Raw genomic sequence first — 19,743 nt, forward strand, 5'->3', positions numbered from 1 at the left:
CTATTTCGCGTTGATCAAGGGAAGACTCGCCGCATATCGGACACCCCGGATGGTGAGTCTTCCCTTGATCAACGCGAATTTTGGGTCGTTACGGCCAGGAGGAACCAGGCCGTGTGGGGGATCCACTGCTCGGCCCAGCGCCAGGCGTCGCCCTCGGGGGCGTCCGGCGGGAGGAACGCCATGTCCGCCTCGTCGGACCAGCCCGAGGTGATGCCGTTGACGATGCCGCCGGGGATGTTGGGGAAGTCGCAGGCGTAGTCGGCGTTGTTGCGGCCGCGGCCGTGGATCATCGAGACGTCGAACGGGTTGCGGCCGCAGACCCAGGCGAGCTGGTCGGCGGCGAACTCCTCGAATCGCCGCCGCTGCTCGGCCGGGATGCCGTCGACGGCCGAGCATGCGCTCGCGGCCGCCGACAGGGAGCAGATCGTGGCGTTCTCGCCCTGCCACCAGTAGCCGGTCTCGTTGGCGTGCGGGAAGAAGAACGCGTCCGCCGGTTCGCCGCCGAGCGGCTGCACTCGCTGGCGCGGGTAGCCGAACGGGTTCGGAACGCCGTCGGTGCGAGCGGCGATGTCGGCCATCGCCAGCAGCGCCACGGATCGGGCTTCGGCCGCGGGCACCGCATCCGGCAGCACCTCGGCGAAGCGCAGCAGGGCCAGGATCGGCAGGCCCGCCTCGGCGGCGTGGAAGAACGGCCGGCCCGCCGCATCGGCGGTGAACCACCCCGGACCGGTCTCCGGGCGCACGTAGCGGTCGATGAGGGCGCGGGCTCGGCGTACCGCCGACGGTTGTGCTTCTGCGACGCCGGCCGCGACGAGCTCGACGGCCGCGAGCAGCGCGGCGTAATCGTCCACGATGGACTCGACGCCGTCGAAGAGGTAGTCGGTGTTGTGCTGCTCCAGGTGCCGGAAGGCGTCGACGGCCGCCGCCAGGTAATCGGCCCGGGTGGTGTCGCCGTCGTCGTCGAGCCCGGCGGCGCGGGCCAGGGCCGCGATGGCGAGCCCGCCGCCCTGGCGGTATCCGGCCTGGTAGCGCGACGTGCGCACGCACTCCGGCAGCGGCGCGGTGATCACCCGCTCGTCGAGCTGCTTCGTCAGCGCGTCGAAGATCCCGGTGTAGAAGTAGCCCTCCGGCGCCCGGAACCGGTGCAGGAAGTCCGCGCCCCACAGCGCCTCGTCGCGCAGCCGGATCCGCAGCGGCCGGGACAGCCCGGGCGCGTCGAGCGCCGCGATCATCGCCCAGACGCAGAGCGGGATCTGCTGCGGGCTCATCGTGCTGGTGTAGGTGAGGTGGCTGAGGAACTTGCTGGTGTCGCCGCTCGCGTCGAGCCAGCCGCCGCGCGCGTCCACGGTCCGGCCGGAGTCGTCGTCCCAGAGCGCGGCGTGCCGGTCCTTGCGGTCGATCTCGCCGCTGGAGCGCATCGCCTTGAAGTAGCTGAGCACGTCGGAGACGGTCTGCTGGACCAGTCGGTCGGCCGCGATCTCGAAGGGCGCCGAGTCGATCTCCTCGCCGTCGGCCTCGACGAGCCGCACCCGGTAGGTACCCGGCGCGAGCTGCGCGGGGAGCGGGATGCGGGCGAAGGGGCCGAGGTGCCAGCCGGGCACGGACTGCACCGGGCCGACGGCCAGCTCGACGGCCTCCCCGGATGGCGTCAGCAGGACGGCGGCACGCGGCGCGCGACCGTCGCGCGGGGCGGCGATGACGGCCCGGGCGGGGCCGAGGCCGTAGCCGAGGTGTGAGATGAGCAGGCGCATCGAGGTCCTCCCGCAGCCGGTTCGCTTCGCGGGCCATGATCCGCGGGACCGACCATATCCGCCCGGGGTCACGGGCCGCACGCACCTGCGGCCCGTGGGCGCCGATCAGCAGTACGGCTGCACGTGGTCCGCGATGTCGGCGTTGTCACCGAGGTCGCTGATGGTCCGCTTCGAGACGCCGACCGCGAAGAGCGGGGTGTCACCGAGGTGCGGGGTCTTGCCGTGATTGATGAAGGTCACCGCTCCGGCCGACTTGTTGTAGTGGACGGAGCCGGCGACGTCGTTCCAGTAGGGGTAGAGGTCCCGCCACACGCACGTCGACAGCTCGGTCCGCGGGTAGCGGAAGTTGGTGCCGTCGTAGATGCAGAACAGGCCGCTGGGGCAGTTGGGCCCCGAGACATCGAGGCTGCTCCGGGCGACGGTCACGACGATCGCGCCGTTCTCGTAGCTGATGCGGCCCGGTCCGATCTGGACACCGCCGGGCTTGTCCCGCAGGTAGGCGTCGACCAGTTCCTGCATGTCGGCCCCCTCATCGGGGCGGGCCGCGACGGCTGCCGCGGGGGCGATCACGGCGAGGGTGGTGACTGCTGCGACGACGATGGTGACGATTCGGGCTCCTAGGTGCACGACTCCTCCTGACGACTGGCGCTGATGATGATCGTGGCAGCAACCCACTACTGTGGGTAGATCAATTGATCACTCTTCGTAGCCACGGCCTTCACGATACGAAGGGGCCAACATCGAGTCGCTACATAACAAAAAGATGGCAGTGAATGAACTGTAACGTGGAAGTTCATTGCAACCCTTGTTCGACCAGCGATGATCACCCTCAGTGATCGAACGAGTGCGAAGACTGCCTGCGAGCTGGACTTCGTCGTGACTGGATCGTCGCCAGTTCCGGTAACCAAAACGCTCACGATTGACAAATACAGGGTGAGCGGGTGACCGCTCAACGGTCCGGTGCGGAGACCCCTCCGCCGCCTCTAGGAGTACCGGTTGCCCAGCACAGAAGAACTCGATCATATCTTGGCGACATACGGTGACCGGCTGACTCGCGACTGCTTCCGCCTGTCCGTCGGAAACCAACTGGAAGCGGACGACCTCTTTCAAGACACCTGGGAAACCGCCTTGAAGCGGTTCGCCAAACTGAGAGAAGCCGACGACCAGTATCGATGGCTCTACAGCACCGCGTTCAACTTCGTACGCCGGAGCTGGTACCGGCAACGCATACAGCGGCGGTACCTCGCCGTCAATTCCACGGAACTGCCCGACCTTCCCGCCCCGGTCCAGCACGACGGGACCTTCGCCATCGACATCAATTCCTACCTGCGCCGGCTCAAACCGCACGACCGCGAGGTCCTGCTGCTGACCGTCTGGGAGGAGCTCACGGATGCCGAGATCGTGGAGAGGCTCGGCATCAAGGAGAACGCGGTCCGCACCCGACGGCACCGCGCGATGCGAAAGCTCAAGGACCTGCTCATGCGCGACGGGTACACCGAGTTCAGCCACTGCCTGGCATTCGACGAGACGGAGACGAGCAATGCGTAGGAGGAAGAGCCACATCACCGATGAAGAGATCATGGGTATGGTCCGGGCTCAGCGGCCGCCGCAGCCCGCACGGGAGCGGTCCGAGATGCTGACCTCGCGAGCGATCGTCAGGTACGCCGAGACGCCGCGCCGCGAGCCCTTCCAGCTCCAGCTCCGCACCACCCTGAAGTGGGCGACCCGGACCGGCGCGGCCCTGGTCGTCGTCGGCCTGCTGCTGCCCTCGGCGAACGCGACCGCGAGCCCCGCCACTCCCGGACCGCTGTCGATCGACAACACCAGCACCACCCCGGCCGACGAATACCTCCTCGACCTGGCGAAACGGGTGGAGCAGCGATCGGAGCCGACGAGCACCGGCCCGTACACCTACACGCGGGTGCAGGTGTGGGGGCTGGAGACCGGGGACGAGCAGTCGGACGGGGTCAACGCCCGAGACCAGCGGCTCTGGTGGCGAACGGACCGGTCGGCGGTCTCCATCGACACCCCCCTGCCACCGCAGCCACCCGGCCGGCGGCGCGCCGAGTGGACCCAGGCGCTCCCCGAGAAGGCGGCGAACCCGGTCCTCAACCCGCCGGGCACCTTCTCGCCGCTGCTGGCGGGCCTGCCCGGCCGCACCAGGGAGACCATGCGCGAGCAGCTGGAGCGCGGCCAGCGCAACCTGCCTGCGGAGCAGATCGTGCGCCGGGCCGCGCAGCTGTGCGAGTACTACGTCCTGGACCCGGCGCAGCGGGCCGCGCAGTTGCGGATGCTCGCCGACACCCCCGGCCTGATCTTCCGCGGCAGAACCGACGACCGGGCCGGCCGGGCCGGAGCGGTCGTGAGCGTCGACAGCGACGGCGACCACCTACGCGACATCCTCGTCTTCGACGACGCGACCGGCGAGCTGCTCAGCCTGGAGCGGGTGACCCTCAAAGCCCGCGACGGCGTCCCGGCGAACACCGTGATCGCCTACTTCATCTTCCTCGAACACAGCCGCGTCGACCGGGCCGGCTGACACCCCCTCCCACCCCGTCCTCCGGCGAACAGCCGGTCACCTTAGGAACCGAGATGTCGAGTACCACCACCCAGCCGTCATCCACGCCCGTCCACCAGCGCCTCCGCCCCGTCCTGCTCGCTCTGCCGCCCGCCGCGATCCTCGCCTGCACCTTCGTCGCGGGGCGGACTCACGGCGGCGGCGCCGTGGCCTGGATCGCCGCAGCGGTCCTGCTGACCATCGCCTCGGCCTCGCTGACCTACTGGCTCGACCGGCGGGCCGTCGCGCACGCGATCACCGTCGGGCTGGCGCGCAGCATCGTCGCGAAGTCGGTCAACCGCTCGGCCGAACCGGTGATCGGCGCCCTGAACTCCGTCGCCGCCAGCACCTGCCCCGAGGAGTGCCACACCTCGGTGCAGGTGCTGGTCAGCCGGGTCGTCGACCACTCGTACAACCAGTGCTGGCTGCCGGAGCCGACCTTCGCGGAGATCCGCTGCACCTACTACGAGCTGGTCGGGAAGGAGCAGCTCCGGCGGCGCCACTTCGGCGGCCGGGCCGATGTCCCCCGCCGCGACTTCAAGGCCGAGCGCAGCCTGCACGACCAGGAGGCGATCCGGCTCGCCCTCGACGAGCGGTCGCTGCTCGTGAACGACCTGCACACCGCGCCGCCGCCGCACTTCGAGGACAGCCTGGGCCGGCCCTACCGCTCCCTCGTCGCGGTGCCGGTGCGGGCGGGCGGCACCAGCTACGGGCTGCTCGTTCTCGACGCCGCAGCACCGGGCACCTTCGGACCGATCGACCTCGGACAGTTGCAGCTCATGGCGAACCTGCTCGGCGCCGGGCTCGCCCACGAGGAGCTCGTCTCGAAGACGTGACGACCGGCGGCGGAGCCGGACTAGGCTTGATCGATGCGCGCATTCGACGGTACGCGGGTGGTCGTCTTCGGTCTCGGCGGCACGATCGCGATGAAGTCGGCGGCGGGCGGTGGCGTCACACCCCTCGTCTCCGCCGCCGACCTCGTCGCCGGGGTGCCGGGGCTCGCCGACACCGGCGTCGCGGTGGAGGTGGTGGATTTCCTTCGCGTACCCAGCGCGTCGTTGAACTTCACGGACCTGGCCGAACTCGCGGCCGCGATCGACGCGGAGCTCGCCGCGGGCGCCACGGGCGTCGTCGTCACGCAGGGCACGGACACGATCGAGGAGTCCGCGTATCTGCTGGACCTGACCTATGCCGGGCCGCAGCCGATCGTGGTCACGGGGGCGATGCGCAACCCCACGCTCGCCGGTCCCGACGGCCCCGCCAACCTCCTGGCCGCGATCCTCACGGCCGCGCACCCCGACGCGCGCGGCCTGGGCGTGCTCGTCGCGCTCCATGACGAGATCCACACCTCCCGACGGGTACGCAAGACGCACGCCACCTCGGCCGGGACCTTCGCCTCGCCCAACGGCGGACCGCTCGGCTACCTCGTCGAGGGCGTGCCCCGGCTGCTCAACCACCCCGGCCCCCGGCTCACCGTTCCGCGACCGCCGTCCGGGGCGAGCCCGCGGGTGGCGATCTACACCGCCACCCTCGGCGACGACGGCGCATTGATCCCGAAGCTCGGGGGCGAGGTGGACGGGCTCGTCGTCGCGGCGATGGGCGTCGGCCACGTCCCCGAGCAGCTCGTCGATCCCCTCGCGGAGCTCAACGCCCGGATCCCGGTCGTCCTCGCCACCCGGACCGGTGCGGGTTCGACGCTCACGGGTACCTATGGCTTCCCCGGCTCCGAGCGCGACCTGATCGAGCGCAGCCTCATCCCCGCCGGGTGGCTGGATCCGCTGAAGGCGCGGCTGCTGCTGCGGACCCTGCTCGGGTCGGGCACCGGCCGGGCCGAGATCGCGGCGGCCTTCGCCGTGGCGGGCGGCCGCCTCCCGCACACCCGCTGGCCGTGGGCCTGACCGGCGTTCGGCGGCGATCGATGGAGCGTGGAGGCCGCGCATGATCATCCTCTACACTTGCCGCCATGACGCGCAGACTGGCTGAAGTCGCCAAGTACGTGGGGGTCAGCGAGTCAACGGTGTCTCGGGTCCTGAACGACAAACCCGGCATCTCGGATGCCACCCGGTCGGCCGTGCTGACCGCTCTCGACGTGCTCGGCTACGAGCGCCCCACGAAGCTGCGCGGCGAACGGGCCCGGCTGGTCGGCGTCATGCTCCCCGAGATGGAGAACCCGATCTACCCCGCCTTCACCGAAGTGGTCGCGGGCGCGCTGGCGAAGCGGGGCTTCACCCCCGTGCTGTGTACGCGCACCGTCGACGCCGTCTCCGAGACGCAGTACATCGACATCCTCCTGGAGCAGACCGTCTCCGGGGTGATCTTCGTCGGCGGCCTCTACCAGCAGACCGACGCGTCGCACGAGCCCTACCACCGCCTGCGCGAACGCAGCCTGCCGGCCGTGCTCGTCAACGCCGCGATCGAAGGGCTGCCCTTCCCCCGGGTCTCCTCCGACGACGCACACGCCGTGGACCACGCCTACGGGCACCTCGCCGCGCTCGGGCACGACCGGATCGGCCTGCTGCTCGGCCCGCCCGGGCACGTGCCGTCGGGTCGCAAGCTCGCCGCCTACCACGAGGCTCGACGCCGGCACGGCCACACCTCGCCGGAGCTGGTCAGCCATACGGTCTTCGCGATGGAGGACGGCCACGCCGGTGCGACCCGCCTGGTGCAGCAGGGTGCGACCGCGCTGATCTGCGCCAGCGACGCCCTCGCCATCGGTGCCATCCGGGCGGCGAAGCGGCTCGACCTCGTCGTACCGTCCGACCTCTCGGTGATCGGCTACGACGACGCCGCGGTGATGGCCTACACGGATCCGCCGCTGACGACGGTGCGGCAGCCGGTCGAGGCGATGGGTCAGGCGGCGGTGGCGCTGCTGATCAGCCAGATCGAGGGCCACGCGGTCCCGACCGACGAGCTGCTCTTCGAACCCGAGCTCGTGGTCCGCGCGTCCACCGGCGCGGCGCGCGCTCCCCAGCCCGCGTAGCGGTCGGTCCCACTCCCCTGAATTTTAATGCTGGGCACGCCGCGAAAAGTGCAACAAAGGTCAGGATCAACCCGGGCACACGGCGTGTCCAGCATTAAAGTTCAGGATCGACAGCCGTCGGCACGCGTGACTCGTGGAACGACACCCCGCGTGGTCAGCCACGAGGGACGGTGGTGGCGACGCCACGCGCGGGGAGGGGAACCGCCCGGGGCGAGCAACCGCTACAGGCGGCCGGCCTCGATGATGCGCTGCAGGAACTGCCGCGTGCGGGGCTGCTGAGGATCGCCGAGGACCTGCTCCGGCGGGCCCTGCTCCAGGATCGCGCCCTGCTCCAGGAAGCAGATCCGGTCCGCGACCTGGCGGGCGAACCCCATCTCGTGGGTGGCGATCAGCATCGTCATCCCGTCGCCCTTGAGGTCGCGCACCAGGCTCAGCACCTCCCCCACCAGCTCGGGGTCGAGCGCCGAGGTGACCTCGTCGAGCAGCATCAGCCGGGGCGAGTTCACGAGCGACCGGACGATCGCCACCCGCTGCTGCTGCCCGCCGGAGAGCCGGTCGGGGAACTCCCGGGCCTTGTCGGCGAGCCCCACCCGCTCCAGCAGCTCCAGCGCGCGGGCCTCGGCGGCGGCGGTGCTCAGGCCGTGCACCCGGATCGGCGCCAGAGTCACGTTGTCCAGCACGCTGAGGTGCGGGAACAGGTTGAAGGACTGGAAGACCATGCCGATGCGACGGCGTACCAGATCGGGGTTGGTCTTCGGGTCGGTGATGTGCTCGCCGTCGAGGTGGATGCTGCCGTCGTCGAGCGTCTCCAGCAGGTTGACGCAGCGCAGCAGGGTCGACTTGCCCGAGCCGGACGCTCCGATCAGCACGACCACCTCGTGCTCCGCGACATCGAGGCTCAGGTCGCGCAGGACGACGTTGCCGCGGAACTCCTTGCGCACGTCGCGGCACTCCAGCACGGCGCTCATGCCGAACCCTCCGCGGATTGGCGGCGAGCCGCGCGCAGGGTGACCCAGTCGGTCACCGCGATCAGCGGGATCGCCATGAGGACGAAGAGCACGCCCGCCACGACATAGGGCGTGTAGTTGTAGGTCTCGGCGGTCTGGATCTGCGCCACCCGGATCGCGTCGATGGGGCCGGCGAGCGAGATGAGCCCGACGTCCTTCTGCAGCGCGACGAGGTCGTTGAGCAGCGGCGGGGCGACCCGGCGCACGGCCTGCGGCAGCACGACGTGGCGCATCGTCTGCCGATAGGTCAGCCCCAGCGACCGGGCCGCCGCCCGCTGCGACGGGTGCACCGACTCGATACCGGCCCGGAACACCTCGGCGAGGTAGGCGCCGTAGGTGATGACCAGCGCGATCCCGCCCAGCACCAGCAGCGGTGGCGTGCCCTGCAACCGCAGCCCCGGTACGCCGAAGGTGAGCAGGTAGAGCACGATCAGCAGCGGCATGCCCCGGAAGAGGTAGGTGTAGGAGGTGGCGAGCGCCCGCAGCGGGAAGAAGACCGCCGGGCGCAGCGTGCGCAGCACCGCCACCCCCAGCCCGAGCAGCAGGGCGCCGATCGCGCAGAAGAAGAGCAGCTGCACGTTGAGCCAGAGCCCGCGCAGGATCTCCGGCAGCGACTCCCGAGCGACCTCGGCGTTGAGGAAGGTCTCCCGCACCCGGTCCCAGCCGGGTGCACCGGTGATCGCCACCACCGCCAGCACGCCGAGCACGGCGGTGGAGGCGGCGGCGATGACGATCGACGTGATCGTCTGCCGTCGCCGGTAGGCCAGTCGCTCCCGTTGCAGGGCGCTGACCTCGTAGGCGGGGGTGGTGGCGGTCACCGGTGCTCCGTCAGCTCAGCGTGGGCGCACCGGCGACACCGGCGAGCCACTGCTTCTCGATGGCGGCGAGGGTGCCGTCGGCGCGCAGCGCGTCGACGGCCTGGCTCACGCAGCCGGTCAGCGCCGAACCCTTGTCCAGCACCAGGCCGAACTGCTCCGGAGTGCCCGCGGGCTGCGCCACCTGGCCGACGATGATGCCGTTGTCGAGCTCCGCCGAGGTGATGTAGAAGGCGGTCGGCAGGTCGACGACGATCCCGTCGACGGTGCCGTTCTGCAGCTGCTTCTTGGCGTCGTCGTTGTTGTTGAAGACGGCGGGCTGCGCGGTCGGCTTGATCACCTCGGTGATCGCCCGGTAGCTCGTCGTGCCGACCTGCGCGCCGAGCTTGGCGCCCTTGAGGTCGGCGAGCGACTTCGCCCCGGCGATCTTGGAACCCTTGACGGTGATCACCGTCTGCGTCACGTCGTAGTAGGGCGAGGAGAAATCGACGGCCTTCTTGCGGTCCTCGGTGATCGAGAACTCGTTGACGTCGAAGTCGTAGGTCTTCTTCCCCGGCGCGATCGCGTTGTTGAAGGTGACCCGGGTCCAGACGACCTGGTCCTTGGCGTAGCCGAGCTTGGCGGCGATCGCGTAGGCGACCGCCGACTCGAAGCCCTGCCCGCTCTCGGGCTTGTTGTCGGCGAACCACGGCGGGTAGACCGGGTCGTCGGTGCCGATGGTGAGCTTGCCCGCGGCGAGGGTGGCGAGCTTGTCGGGGGTGCAGGCCGAGGGCGCCGCCGAGGTGGCGGCGACGGTCGGCTCGTCCTGCGGCGCGCATGCGGCCAGCGCCGCCGCCGCGAGCACGGCGGCGGCTAGCACTGCGGAGCGAAGAGGTGGGGTACGCATCCCAGCACCTTAACCTAGTGATGCGGTAGGAATTACGGGCGTGTCCGGGAGCTGATGCATCGCACACCCCAGGAGCACCGACTTGTCCGCATTGATGCTCAGGACGGTGATGTTGGCCGTGACCGGGGCCACCCGCAGCGCCATCCCGCCATAGCCATCGGGCCCCGACGGCATCGAGAAGACGCCGAGGTTGATCGTGTAGTCGGTGAGCTCGCCGTCCGGCGCGGGCACCAGTTGCGGCACCGGGCGCACCCGCCGCTGCAGGATCCACCCGCCGTCCATCGCCGCCTCGACCCGCTGCGCCCAGTCCGCCGGGTCGGCCTCCCAGCCGGGCAGCACCCCGCTGCCGCTGTGCAGCAGGGCCGGCTTGAGGATCAGCTCCGCCCGCTGCGCGAGCGCGTGGTCGAGCAGCTCGACCCGCTCGCCGGACTCCAGCGTCACCGTGCCCGGGCGGCACACCCGGGTCCACGGCAGGATCCGGTCCAGGGCTGCGAGGGTCTCCGCGTCGAAGCGGTGGCGGTGCGCCTCGTCGGAGAGCATCGCCAGTGCCGCCTTGGAGCCGAAGACCTGGCAGCCCAGCGGAGTGAAGATCTCCACCTCGCCGCGCTCGGCTGCGGCGAGCAGCGGATCGATCAGCTCGTTGGCCTCGGGACCGGTCGCCTGCTGGAGCATGAACATCCGGTAGACCACGTCGATCCGGTGCCCCTCGTCCCAGACACCGCCGTCGCGGTATTCGAGTCGGCCGAGGTGGGTCGGGATGCTGGTCAGGCCGTAGCTGTCGCGGTGCATGTCGGTGCAGAGCCGCAGTGGCGCCTCGTTGACGGGGAACTGGTCCGGCCAGTCGCACATCGCGATCACCGGCTGGGAATCGGGCGCCAGCCCGCACTCCTGCCGCATGCTCGCCAGGCACTCGGCCACCATGTCGACGGAGCCCAGCCGGTGCTCGGCCGCGAACCCGGCGAGCACCGGGTGCGCCAGCAGCGCGTCGTTGAGCAGGCCCGCCTCGATCATGCCGATCGTGCTGCCCACGTTGTACTCCAGCAGCTTGAAGCCGGTCGCGTCGGCATACATGTCGGCGCGGGCGAAGCGGGTCACCGGCGCGCCGGACTGGGTGCGCACGACGAAGCCGACCTGCCGCTCGGTGAGGCCCACGGCGGTGGCGAAGGCGCCGAGATCACCGCCGAAGAGCAGGTCGGGCAGGCTGGTCAGGGCGGCGTGCATGGTGGACAGATCCCGGACCAGCCGGGCGTGCTCCGCCTCGGCGAAGAAGACCGGCCGGGCCAGGGCGCGCTGGCCGTAGAACGACTCGACGATGGCGGGCAACCGGTCCGGGGGCAGGAGGTCGGACGCGGTGAGCCCGCGGGATCTGATCTCGTTGATGTACTGCTCGGTGAGTGACAAACCTGGCGACACTGACGGGTTCCTCTCTGCGACAGTCCTCCGGAGCCTATGGCCGCCGTATGACGCTGAGATTCCGTCTCAGCCGCAACTCTTCAAGAGTTGTCGCCTCAGGCCGCCAGGCCTTGGCGACAACTCTTGAAGAGTTGCGGCGATCTACAGCCGTCAGGCCGGTTGGACCGAACCGGTGAGGTCGTCGTCGGGGTCGTGCTGGCCGGGGACGACCGGTGGCGGGAGCGGGTCGCGTCGAGCCGCCCGGCGGCGCATCAGCGGCTCGACGCCGCGGGCGATGAGCGGACCGGCGACGGCGAGGATCAGCACATAGGCCGCGGCGAGCGGACCGAGTTGCGGTTCGATGCCGGCCGCGACCGCGAGTCCCGCGATGACGATGTTGAACTCGCCGCGCGGCAGCAGCGCCACCCCGGCTCGCAGGCGGCCCTGCGGGCCGATCCCGGCCCGGCGTGCCGCCCACCATCCGGTGCCCAGCTTCGTCAGCACGCCCGCCAGTGCCAGGAGCAGCGCGATCCCGGCCACCGGCGGCAACGCGGACGGATCGGTCTGCAGGCCGAAGAAGACGAAGAAGACCGCCGCGAAGAGGTCCCGCAGGGGGGTGAGCAGTTCCCGCGCCGTGTGTGCGAGCGGACCGGACAGGGCGATGCCGACGAGGAACGCGCCGACCGCGGCCGAGACCTGGAGCTGCTGCGCGACACCGGCGACGAGGACGGTGAGGCCCAGCACCTTGAGCAGCAGCACCTCCTGGCTCGGCGACGCGACGAAACGCTCGACCCAGTGGCCGTAACGCAGGGCCACCACCAGGATCACCGTGATCGTGCCCGCCGCGATGGCGAGCGTCGTGGCGCCCGCGACGAGCCCCGCACCGGCGAGCAGCGCGGTGAGGATCGGCAGGTACATCGCCATCGTGAGGTCCTCGAAGACCAGCAGCGAGAGCACGACCGGCACCTCGCGGTTGCCGAGCCAGTCCAGGTCGGCGAGGACCTTGGCGGTGATGCCGGAGGAGGTGACGTACGTGATGCCGCCCATCGCCACCGCCGCGACCGGACCCCAGCCCAGCAGCAGCGCCACGGCGACTCCGGGTGCGGAGTTGAGCACCAGGTCGACGAGGCCGGCCGGGGCGTTGTGCCGCAGCGTGCTCACGAGCTCCGGAGCCGTGTACTCCAGGCCCAGCGTGAACAGGAGCAGGATCACGCCGATCTCGGCACCGACGGCGGTGAACTCGGTACTCGTGGCGAGCGGCAGCAGACCGCCCTGGCCGAACGCGAGCCCGGCGAGCAGGTAGAGCGGGATCGGGGAGATGCCGATCCGGACGGAGAAGGCGCCCAGCAACCCGAGGCTGAGGATCACCGCGCCGATTTCGATCAGGGCGATGGCACCGTGCATCTGCGACTCCCCGCTCAGCCGTGCGCGAAGATGTCGGCGACGGCGGCGGTGCCCTCTTCGGTGCCGACCGCCACGACGAGGTCGCCGGGGTGGAAGACGTAGTCCGGGCGCGGGCTCGCCACGATCTCCCCCGCACGGATGACCGCGACGATGGAGGTGCCGGTACGCGTACGCGAGCGGGTGTCACCCAGCGTGCGCCCGTCGTAGGGCGAGCCGGCGATGATCGGGACCTGGGTGGTCTTCAAGCCCACGACCTGGCGCTGGAGGTCGGCGAGGCGCTCGACGATCCGCGCCGTGCCGAGCAGCTCGGCGACGCCGTTGGCCTCGTCGGTGGTGAGGGAGAGCGCCGCGATCGCGGTGTCGGGATCGTCGGGCCGATAGATGACGAGGTCACGGCGCCCGGAGACGTGCGAGACGACGGCTGCGTGCTGGCCCCGCGAGGTGCGGAACTCGTGCCGAAGGCCGATACCGGGCAAAGCGGTACGTTCGACATCCACAGCAGTGCTCCTCGCCTCCGGCGGACCGGTGGCCCCGATCCGCGTCCGGACAGCTTACCCGCTCTTGATCCATCACGCCGTGGTGTCCACAGTGGACGACAGCTCGCGCGCGTCTCGCCGGGGATGTCGGTCGGGGCTGCTATCGTCCCTGCGATTGCCCGACTGCGGAGGCCTCGATGACGATTAACAGCCACATCACCACCTTCGCCGGCCTGCCGGTGCTGGAGTATGTCGACGGCGCCCGGGCGGACGACCCCGCCGCGGTCGCCTGGCGGATCGAGGACCCGGACTATGACGGCGGCGATGTCTTCCGTGCCCGCCTCGCGGCCCTCGTCGCCGAGCCGTGGGCGGACCGGATCACCGCGCTGATCCTCGGATCGTGGGGCAGCACCTATGACAGCGCGCCGCCGCTGGAGCTGGTCATCGAGGCCGCGGCCAAGCTGCCCGCACTGACCGCGCTCTTCATCGGCGAGATCACCTTCGAGGAGTGCGAGATCTCCTGGATCCAGCAGGGCGACATCACGCCGGTGCTCGAGGCCTTCCCGAAGCTGGAGGTGCTCACCGTCCGGGGCACGGAGGACCTGCAGCTCAAGCCGCTGCGCCACACCGGCCTGCGCAAGCTGACCTTTGAGGCCGGCGGCCTGCCCGCCGAGATCGTCCGCGCCGTCGGCGAGTGCGACCTGCCCGCGCTCCAGCACCTGGAGCTGTGGCTCGGCACGGACAACTACGGCGGTGACGCGACGGTCGACGACCTGACGCATATCCTCATCGGCTCCCGCCTGCCCTCGCTGACCTATCTGGGCCTGCGCGACGCGGAGATCGCCGACCTGGTCGCCGCCGCCCTCGCCGGAGCGCCCATCGTCGCCCGCCTCACCGAGCTCGACCTGTCGCTGGGCATCCTCTCCGACGTGGGTGCCAGTGCCCTGCTCGCCGGGCAGCCCCTGATCCACCTGCTCAAGCTCGACCTGCACCACCACTACATCAGCGAGCCGGTCATGGACCGCCTCAACGCCGAGCTCGGCGAGGCGGGCGTCGCCGTCGACCTCTCCGACGCCGGCGACCCGGAGGACGTCGACGAGCGCTATGTCGCCGTCGCCGAGTGAGCCGCCGCCCCCGATGTCCAACGACACGCACCTGACCATCGTCGGCAACCCCGACAACCGGCGTGTCGCCCTCTTCACGAGGGCGGCCGCGGCGGCGGGCCTCCCCGCCCCCGAGGTCATCGCCTGGCGAGGCGTCGCCGCGGGCGAGGCCATCGCCTTCCGCCCCGGCACCCTGGTCAGAATCGACTCCCCCGGCGAGGACCCCGAGGTCGACCGCCTCCTCCGCCACGCCAAGGACCAGGCGGAGCACGGCGAGATCACCGGCACGAGGGCCTGGTTCGAGGGCTTCGCCCAGGCCCTCACCAGAATCGACAAGGCGGCCGCCGACGCCGGCGCCCACCTCCTGCACGACCCCGCCGAGATCCTCATCATGTTCGACAAGTCCTGCACCCACGCCCACCTGAGCGAAGCGGGAATCCCGGTCCCCCCTGCCCTCCCAGACAGCCCCGGAGACTGGCCGACCCTGCGTGCGCGGTTGCGAGATCAGGGTTGGGCCAGAGTCTTCGTCAAGCCACGGCACTCTTCGTCGGCCTCCGGAGTCATCGCCCTCCAGCAGGCGAGCAACGGCCGCATCATGGCCACCACCTCCACCGAACTCGCCGACGGCAGAGTCTTCAACTCCCTGCGGGTCCGCACCTACCGCGACGAGCAGACCGTCGCCGCCATCATCGACCGCCTCGCCCCCGACGGCCTCCACGTCGAACGCTGGTTCCCCAAGGCCGACCTCAACGGCAAGGTCGTGGACCTGCGGGTCGTGGTCATCGGCGGCACTCCCACCCATGCGGTGGTCCGCTCCAGCCACACCCCCATCACCAACCTCCACCTGGGCAACACCCGAGGCGACCTGCAAACCCTCAAACAGGCAGCCGGAAGCGCCTACGAAAAAGCCATGGAAACCTGCGAAAAGACGGCAGTCCTATTCCCCGGCAGCCCTCACGTGGCGATAGACCTGATGTTCAGCCCCACCTGGCAGTCCCAAGCAATAGCCGAGGTCAACGCCTTCGGTGATCTCCTCCCTGGCGTCACCACCAACGGCCAGGACACCTACGCGGCCCAGATAGCCACAATATTGAATAGCCCGACGAACCACGTCCCACCGTCAAGCAGCAACCAACCGACGGTAGACCCCCCGCCACCCGGACCCGGTCAGGTTTCGGGGCGGGGATCGACCCACGACGGGATCAAGCCTGACCGCCCAGAGTGGGTCGATCCCCGCCCCGAAACCCCCACAGCGACACCATGAAAAGCCTGATCCCCTCCCACGACCTGGCATTCATCACCCTGGACACCCTCCGATACGACACAGCCACACAACAAGCAGCACAAGGACGAACACCCAACCTCAGCAAGGCCGCGACCTGGGAAAAGAGACACACCCCGGCCAGCTTCACCTACGCCGCCCACCACGCGTTCTTCGCCGGCTTCCTCCCCACCCCCGCCACCCCCAGGCTCTTCGCAGCCCACTTCCCCGGCAGCACCACCACCACGGACGACACCTGGACCTTCGACGCCCCCGACGTGGTCACCGCGCTGAGCGAAACCGGCTACCACACCCTCTGCATCGGCGGCGTGGGCTTCTTCAACAAGCGGTCAGCCCTGGGCAGCGTCCTGCCCGGCCTCTTCGCCGAATCCCACTGGCAGGAGAGCTTCGGCGTCACCGAACCGGACTCGCTCCGCCACCAACTGGACCAGCTGGAAGCGTCGACCGCGCGGCTGGCTGCGGGGCGACCGCTCTTCACCTTCCTCAACGTCTCCGCCCTGCACCAGCCCAACCGCCACTACCTCCCCGGCGCCACCGAGGACTCCCTCGAGAGCCACGCCGCCGCGCTGGCCTATGTGGACACCCGGATCGAGCGCCTCTTCCGGCTGCTCTCCGCCCGCGGCCGCCCCTGCTTCGTCATCATCTGCGCCGACCACGGCACCGCTTACGGCGAGGACGGCCTCCACGGCCACCGGGTCGGGCACGACGTGGTCTGGACCGTCCCCTACGCCCACTTCACGCTGCATCCGGGAGAGTGGTGACGTGCTCGACGGTTCCCCTTACCAGGGCTACCTCTACGCCTACCCGCACAAGTCGGCGTACCGGCCGCTGCGCCCGCGACCCGCGCTGCGGGACGTGTGGGCGGCCGAGCCCCGAGACGCGCTCTTCCTCTACCTGCACATCCCCTTCTGCGAGATGCGCTGCGGGTTCTGCAACCTCTTCACCCGGGCCAACCCGCCCGCCGAGCAGGCAGCCGCCTACCTGCGGCAACTCCGCCACCAGGCCGTCGAGGTCGCGGCAGCGCTGGGCCCCGCCGGCTTCGCGCGGGCGGCAATCGGCGGGGGTACGCCGACCTACCTCACCGCCGACGAGCTGACGGAGCTCTTCTCCATCACCCGTGACGTGCTGGGCCTGGACCCCAGACGTGCCCTGCTCTCGGTCGAGACGTCGCCCGCCACGGCGACCCCGGACCGCCTCGCCGTCCTCGCCGCCAACGGCACCCACCGGGTCAGCATCGGCGTCCAGAGCTTCCTCGACAGCGAGGCCCATGCGGCGGGGCGCCCCCAGCGGCGGGCCGAGGTCGACGCGGCGCTCGACGCGATCCGCGCGGCGGAGGTCCCGCTGCTCAACGTGGACCTGATCTACGGCATCCCGGGTCAGACGGCGGCGACGTGGGAGCAGTCGCTGCGCACGGCGCTGACCTGGCGACCGGAGGAGATCTACCTCTACCCGCTCTACGTCCGCCCGCTGACCGGCCTCGGCCGGCGCGCTCCCGACGGTCCCGATCCGGCCTGGGACGCCGAGCGCCTCGACCGCTACCGCCATGGCCGGGACCTGCTGCGCGAGGCCGGTTACCGGCAGTTGTCGATGCGCCAGTTCCGCCACGAGACGGCGCTGGACGCGGTGGGCGACGCGGACTACTGCTGCCAGGACGACGGCATGGTGGGGTTGGGCTGCGGCGCCCGCTCCTACACGACCGATCTGCACTACTCGTTCGACTACGCCGTGAGCGTCGGCGAGGTCCGCGCCATCATCGACGACTACCTGCGCCGCCCGCCCGCCGACTTCGGCTTCGCCGAGTTCGGGTTCCGTCTCGACGCCGACGAGCAGCGGCTGCGCTGGCTGGTGAAGTCGCTCCTGCGGGCCGAGGGCGCGGACGTCAGGGCTTATGCGGCCCGGTTCGGCACCGGGCTCCTGGCCGACTTCCCGCACCTCGCGAAGCTGACCGAACGCGGATGGGCGGCGGTCTCCGACGACCGCGTCACCCTGACCGACGAGGGCCTGGCCCACAGCGACTCGATCGGCCCGTGGACGGTCTCCGACCGGGTCCGGGACGCGATGGCGGGGGCGGTGCTGCGGTGAGGCTGATGCTGCTCTACCGGGGACCGCTGGCGAGCTGCAACTACGACTGCCCCTACTGCCCCTTCGCGAAGCGCCGCGACTCCCCCGATCAGCTCCGCACGGACCGGGCGGACCTGGCCCGCTTCACCGACTGGGTGGCCGCCAACCCGCACGGCGACACCCTGTCGATCCTGTTCACCCCGTGGGGCGAGGGCCTGACCCGCTCCTGGTACCGCGAGGCCCTCACGACGCTGTCACACCTGCCGCAGGTGGAGCGGGTCGCCATCCAGACCAACCTCGCCGGGCGGCTCGGCTGGGTCGCCGACGCCGATCCGGGCTCGCTGGCGCTCTGGTGCACCTATCACCCCGGCCAGGTGACCCGGGAGCGATTCCTGGCGGCGTGCGCGACGCTGCGCGGGCACGGCATCCGGCACTCCGTCGGCATGGTGGGACTGCCGGAGCACCACGCCGAGGCGGTCGCGCTACGCGCCGCACTGCCTGCGGAGACCTACCTGTGGATCAACGCGGCGGACGGGCACACGTATGGCGCCGACGACGAGGCCCGCTGGACGCTGATCGATCCGCTCTTCGGCTTCAGCGCGAGACCGCACAGCTCGCTCGGTGACGAGTGCGGGGCCGGTGAGACCTCGCTCTCGGTGATCGGCGACGGCACGGTGCGGCGCTGCCACTTCCTGCCCGAGCCGCTCGGCAACCTCTATGACGGGTCCTACCGCGCGGCACTGCGACCGCGCGGCTGCACCGCGTCCGTGTGCGACTGCCACATCGGCTACGTGCACCTCAAACGGCTCGGCCTGCACCAGATCTTCGCGGGCGGTGTCGCGGAGCGCATCCCGGCCGTCGGGGCACCCACCTGGGGCGCCCCGACGGCGGCGGTCAGGTCTGCTGCAGCGGAGAGTATTCCGCTTCGGTGAGGTCGAACGTCCACGCGACCCCGGCCCGAGCGGTGCGGATCGTCGGCGGCACCCGCAGGAAGTAGGTGCGGAACGTGCCGTCCGGCTCGGCCGTCGAGTTGATCACCTCGACCATCACCAGCGGCTCGTCGCCCGGCAGCTCCACCCGCCACAGGACGCCGCACTCGTCGCTCTGCGTCCGGGCGGCACCCGAGTCGCGCAGGTAGCGGTCGAAGCCGAAGTGCTCCAGCATCACGCGGCGGATCTCCGCGTTGTCCTCGGCCCGGATCCGCTCGACCGTCAGCGAGCCCAGCTCGTCGGCGACCTCGGCCGGGATCGGCATGCCCCGCCAGGCGTGCAGGCCGAATCCGTCGGGATAGGACAGTGCCGCGCCGTCGCCGTGGTGCAGCCGGCCCAGGTTGTCGCGGTGCACCTCGCGGGGGCGCTCGGTGATGATCGCCAGGTGCTCGAACGCCCACCACCAGCCCGCCGAACGGGCGACCGCGGCGAGACCGGCGAGCTCGGCCGTGCCCTCGTCGAAGGCGCCGAGCCAGGCGGCGTCGTGCTGGCCGAAGATCGGGTCCAGCATCGCCTCCCGGCTCGCCGCACCGAGCGGACCGCTGTCGGCGGCGAACTGCGCGTCCAGCCTGGTGCGCAACGGAGTCACGATCTGCTCGACGAGCTGCTGCCAGGGCCGCCGGGACGAAGCCGCCCAGTGCCGGGCGAACCCGACGCCGCCGAGCTGCGCCACCAGCTCCGCCCGGGCCCGGGCCCAGGGACCGGTGCGAACCTTGGGCCGCACCGAACCGCCGAGCACCGTCTGGCCGGGGAAGGCGCTCTGGGCGAAGAGCAGGTCGCGGACGCCGGACTGCTCCGCGCCGCCCGTCTCGCCGGTGCGCAGCATCGCGATCGCCACGGCCGCAGCCGCCGGGGAGCCGAACCAGAGGATCTGCTCCGGCGGCGTCAGCCCGGCATCGGCGTAGGCGCGGCGGACACCGGCCTCGGCGGCGGCCCGGTCGGCGGGCACGCAGGTCAACCCGGTGTCGAGCCACTCATCGGCGCGGGCGGCGAGCGTCGTGTCGGGGGTCTGCACCGTCTCGGTGGTCATCGTCACACCC

The 19,743-nt window shown here is 70.8% G+C and carries 19 protein-coding genes; 10 read left to right on the forward strand and 9 right to left on the reverse strand.

Annotation, left to right across the window (positions count from 1 at the left end; translation table 11 throughout):
* Positions 1-68 precede the first annotated feature (68 nt).
* Positions 69-1,751, reverse strand: a complete 1,683-nt coding sequence (locus F4553_RS11655; RefSeq protein ID WP_184835330.1) for a glycoside hydrolase family 9 protein — start codon at positions 1,749-1,751, stop codon at positions 69-71.
* A gap of 105 nt (positions 1,752-1,856) precedes the next feature.
* Positions 1,857-2,378, reverse strand: coding sequence for a peptidase inhibitor family I36 protein (locus F4553_RS11660; protein WP_184835332.1), 522 nt, complete (start codon positions 2,376-2,378; stop codon positions 1,857-1,859).
* 399 nt (positions 2,379-2,777) lie between these two features.
* Between F4553_RS11660 and F4553_RS11665 the strand changes: the two genes are divergently transcribed.
* From F4553_RS11665 to F4553_RS11685, 5 genes are all read left to right on the forward strand, one after another.
* The gene (locus F4553_RS11665) at positions 2,778-3,299 is read left to right on the forward strand and encodes an RNA polymerase sigma factor (protein WP_246466839.1); all 522 of its coding nucleotides are present in this window, start codon (positions 2,778-2,780) and stop codon (positions 3,297-3,299) included.
* Complete coding sequence (locus F4553_RS11670) at positions 3,292-4,290, forward strand: CU044_5270 family protein (protein WP_184835336.1); 999 nt, start codon at positions 3,292-3,294, stop codon at positions 4,288-4,290. Before F4553_RS11665 ends, F4553_RS11670 begins: the two co-directional genes overlap by 8 nt.
* Positions 4,291-4,343: 53 nt before the next feature.
* Entirely contained in the window at positions 4,344-5,144 is an 801-nt protein-coding gene (locus tag F4553_RS11675) for a GAF domain-containing protein (RefSeq protein ID WP_184835338.1), read from the forward strand.
* A 33-nt stretch (positions 5,145-5,177) separates the two neighbouring features.
* Positions 5,178-6,206, forward strand: coding sequence for an asparaginase (locus F4553_RS11680; protein WP_184835340.1), 1,029 nt, complete (start codon positions 5,178-5,180; stop codon positions 6,204-6,206).
* A 65-nt stretch (positions 6,207-6,271) separates the two neighbouring features.
* Positions 6,272-7,288: a LacI family DNA-binding transcriptional regulator gene (locus tag F4553_RS11685; protein WP_184835342.1), complete on the forward strand. Its 1,017-nt coding sequence runs from the start codon at positions 6,272-6,274 to the stop codon at positions 7,286-7,288.
* A gap of 221 nt (positions 7,289-7,509) precedes the next feature.
* On the opposite strand, the gene F4553_RS11690 is transcribed toward F4553_RS11685, so the two are convergent.
* The 6 genes from F4553_RS11690 to F4553_RS11715 all read right to left on the reverse strand — a co-directional run bounded on the left by F4553_RS11690 (position 7,510) and on the right by F4553_RS11715 (position 13,289).
* On the reverse strand, positions 7,510-8,256 hold the full coding sequence (locus tag F4553_RS11690) for an amino acid ABC transporter ATP-binding protein (RefSeq protein ID WP_184835344.1): 747 nt from the start codon (positions 8,254-8,256) through the stop codon (positions 7,510-7,512).
* Positions 8,253-9,113, reverse strand: coding sequence for an amino acid ABC transporter permease (locus tag F4553_RS11695; protein WP_312875164.1), 861 nt, complete (start codon positions 9,111-9,113; stop codon positions 8,253-8,255). The genes F4553_RS11690 and F4553_RS11695 overlap by 4 nt, the downstream gene beginning before the upstream one ends.
* Before the next feature lie 10 nt (positions 9,114-9,123).
* The gene (locus F4553_RS11700; RefSeq protein ID WP_184835346.1) at positions 9,124-9,996 is read right to left on the reverse strand and encodes an ABC transporter substrate-binding protein; all 873 of its coding nucleotides are present in this window, start codon (positions 9,994-9,996) and stop codon (positions 9,124-9,126) included.
* A gap of 9 nt (positions 9,997-10,005) precedes the next feature.
* Positions 10,006-11,409, reverse strand: coding sequence for a hypothetical protein (locus tag F4553_RS11705; RefSeq protein ID WP_312875165.1), 1,404 nt, complete (start codon positions 11,407-11,409; stop codon positions 10,006-10,008).
* A gap of 150 nt (positions 11,410-11,559) precedes the next feature.
* The gene (locus tag F4553_RS11710) at positions 11,560-12,792 is read right to left on the reverse strand and encodes a cation:proton antiporter (RefSeq protein ID WP_184835348.1); all 1,233 of its coding nucleotides are present in this window, start codon (positions 12,790-12,792) and stop codon (positions 11,560-11,562) included.
* A gap of 14 nt (positions 12,793-12,806) precedes the next feature.
* Positions 12,807-13,289: a cation:proton antiporter regulatory subunit gene (locus tag F4553_RS11715; RefSeq protein WP_184835350.1), complete on the reverse strand. Its 483-nt coding sequence runs from the start codon at positions 13,287-13,289 to the stop codon at positions 12,807-12,809.
* Positions 13,290-13,465: 176 nt separating this feature from the next.
* Here F4553_RS11715 and F4553_RS11720 point away from each other — a divergent pair, with 176 nt between their 5' ends.
* From F4553_RS11720 to F4553_RS11740, 5 genes are read left to right on the forward strand one after another with little or no spacing between them, the layout of a single operon-like run.
* A complete protein-coding gene (locus F4553_RS11720) occupies positions 13,466-14,392 on the forward strand; it encodes an STM4015 family protein (protein ID WP_184835352.1) in 927 nt (308 codons plus the stop codon).
* A 13-nt stretch (positions 14,393-14,405) separates the two neighbouring features.
* On the forward strand, positions 14,406-15,635 hold the full coding sequence (locus F4553_RS11725; protein WP_184835354.1) for an STM4014 family protein: 1,230 nt from the start codon (positions 14,406-14,408) through the stop codon (positions 15,633-15,635).
* On the forward strand, positions 15,632-16,414 hold the full coding sequence (locus F4553_RS11730) for an STM4013/SEN3800 family hydrolase (protein WP_184835356.1): 783 nt from the start codon (positions 15,632-15,634) through the stop codon (positions 16,412-16,414). The genes F4553_RS11725 and F4553_RS11730 overlap by 4 nt, the downstream gene beginning before the upstream one ends.
* Position 16,415: 1 nt before the next feature.
* Positions 16,416-17,735: an STM4012 family radical SAM protein gene (locus F4553_RS11735; RefSeq protein WP_184835358.1), complete on the forward strand. Its 1,320-nt coding sequence runs from the start codon at positions 16,416-16,418 to the stop codon at positions 17,733-17,735.
* Positions 17,736-17,740: 5 nt separating this feature from the next.
* Entirely contained in the window at positions 17,741-18,646 is a 906-nt protein-coding gene (locus F4553_RS11740; RefSeq protein WP_221470106.1) for an STM4011 family radical SAM protein, read from the forward strand.
* Here the strand turns inward: F4553_RS11740 and F4553_RS11745 are convergent.
* Complete coding sequence (locus F4553_RS11745; protein ID WP_221469863.1) at positions 18,609-19,733, reverse strand: DUF6745 domain-containing protein; 1,125 nt, start codon at positions 19,731-19,733, stop codon at positions 18,609-18,611. The genes F4553_RS11740 and F4553_RS11745 overlap by 38 nt on opposite strands.
* Between the last annotated feature and the right edge of the window lie 10 nt (positions 19,734-19,743).

This window comes from Allocatelliglobosispora scoriae, assembly GCF_014204945.1.
GTDB lineage: Bacteria > Actinomycetota > Actinomycetes > Mycobacteriales > Micromonosporaceae > Allocatelliglobosispora > Allocatelliglobosispora scoriae.

Coding starts and splice junctions, on each gene's coding strand:
- F4553_RS11675 (WP_184835338.1), top strand. CDS start 4,344: ATGTCGAGTACCACCACCCAGCCGTCATCCACGCCCGTCCACCAGCGC.
- F4553_RS11725 (WP_184835354.1), top strand. CDS start 14,406: ATGTCCAACGACACGCACCTGACCATCGTCGGCAACCCCGACAACCGG.
- F4553_RS11740 (WP_221470106.1), top strand. CDS start 17,741: ATGCTGCTCTACCGGGGACCGCTGGCGAGCTGCAACTACGACTGCCCC.
- F4553_RS11680 (WP_184835340.1), top strand. CDS start 5,178: ATGCGCGCATTCGACGGTACGCGGGTGGTCGTCTTCGGTCTCGGCGGC.
- F4553_RS11655 (WP_184835330.1), bottom strand. CDS start 1,751: ATGCGCCTGCTCATCTCACACCTCGGCTACGGCCTCGGCCCCGCCCGG.
- F4553_RS11745 (WP_221469863.1), bottom strand. CDS start 19,733: ATGACCACCGAGACGGTGCAGACCCCCGACACGACGCTCGCCGCCCGC.
- F4553_RS11710 (WP_184835348.1), bottom strand. CDS start 12,792: ATGCACGGTGCCATCGCCCTGATCGAAATCGGCGCGGTGATCCTCAGC.
- F4553_RS11670 (WP_184835336.1), top strand. CDS start 3,292: ATGCGTAGGAGGAAGAGCCACATCACCGATGAAGAGATCATGGGTATG.
- F4553_RS11720 (WP_184835352.1), top strand. CDS start 13,466: ATGACGATTAACAGCCACATCACCACCTTCGCCGGCCTGCCGGTGCTG.
- F4553_RS11700 (WP_184835346.1), bottom strand. CDS start 9,996: ATGCGTACCCCACCTCTTCGCTCCGCAGTGCTAGCCGCCGCCGTGCTC.
- F4553_RS11685 (WP_184835342.1), top strand. CDS start 6,272: ATGACGCGCAGACTGGCTGAAGTCGCCAAGTACGTGGGGGTCAGCGAG.
- F4553_RS11730 (WP_184835356.1), top strand. CDS start 15,632: ATGAAAAGCCTGATCCCCTCCCACGACCTGGCATTCATCACCCTGGAC.
- F4553_RS11690 (WP_184835344.1), bottom strand. CDS start 8,256: ATGAGCGCCGTGCTGGAGTGCCGCGACGTGCGCAAGGAGTTCCGCGGC.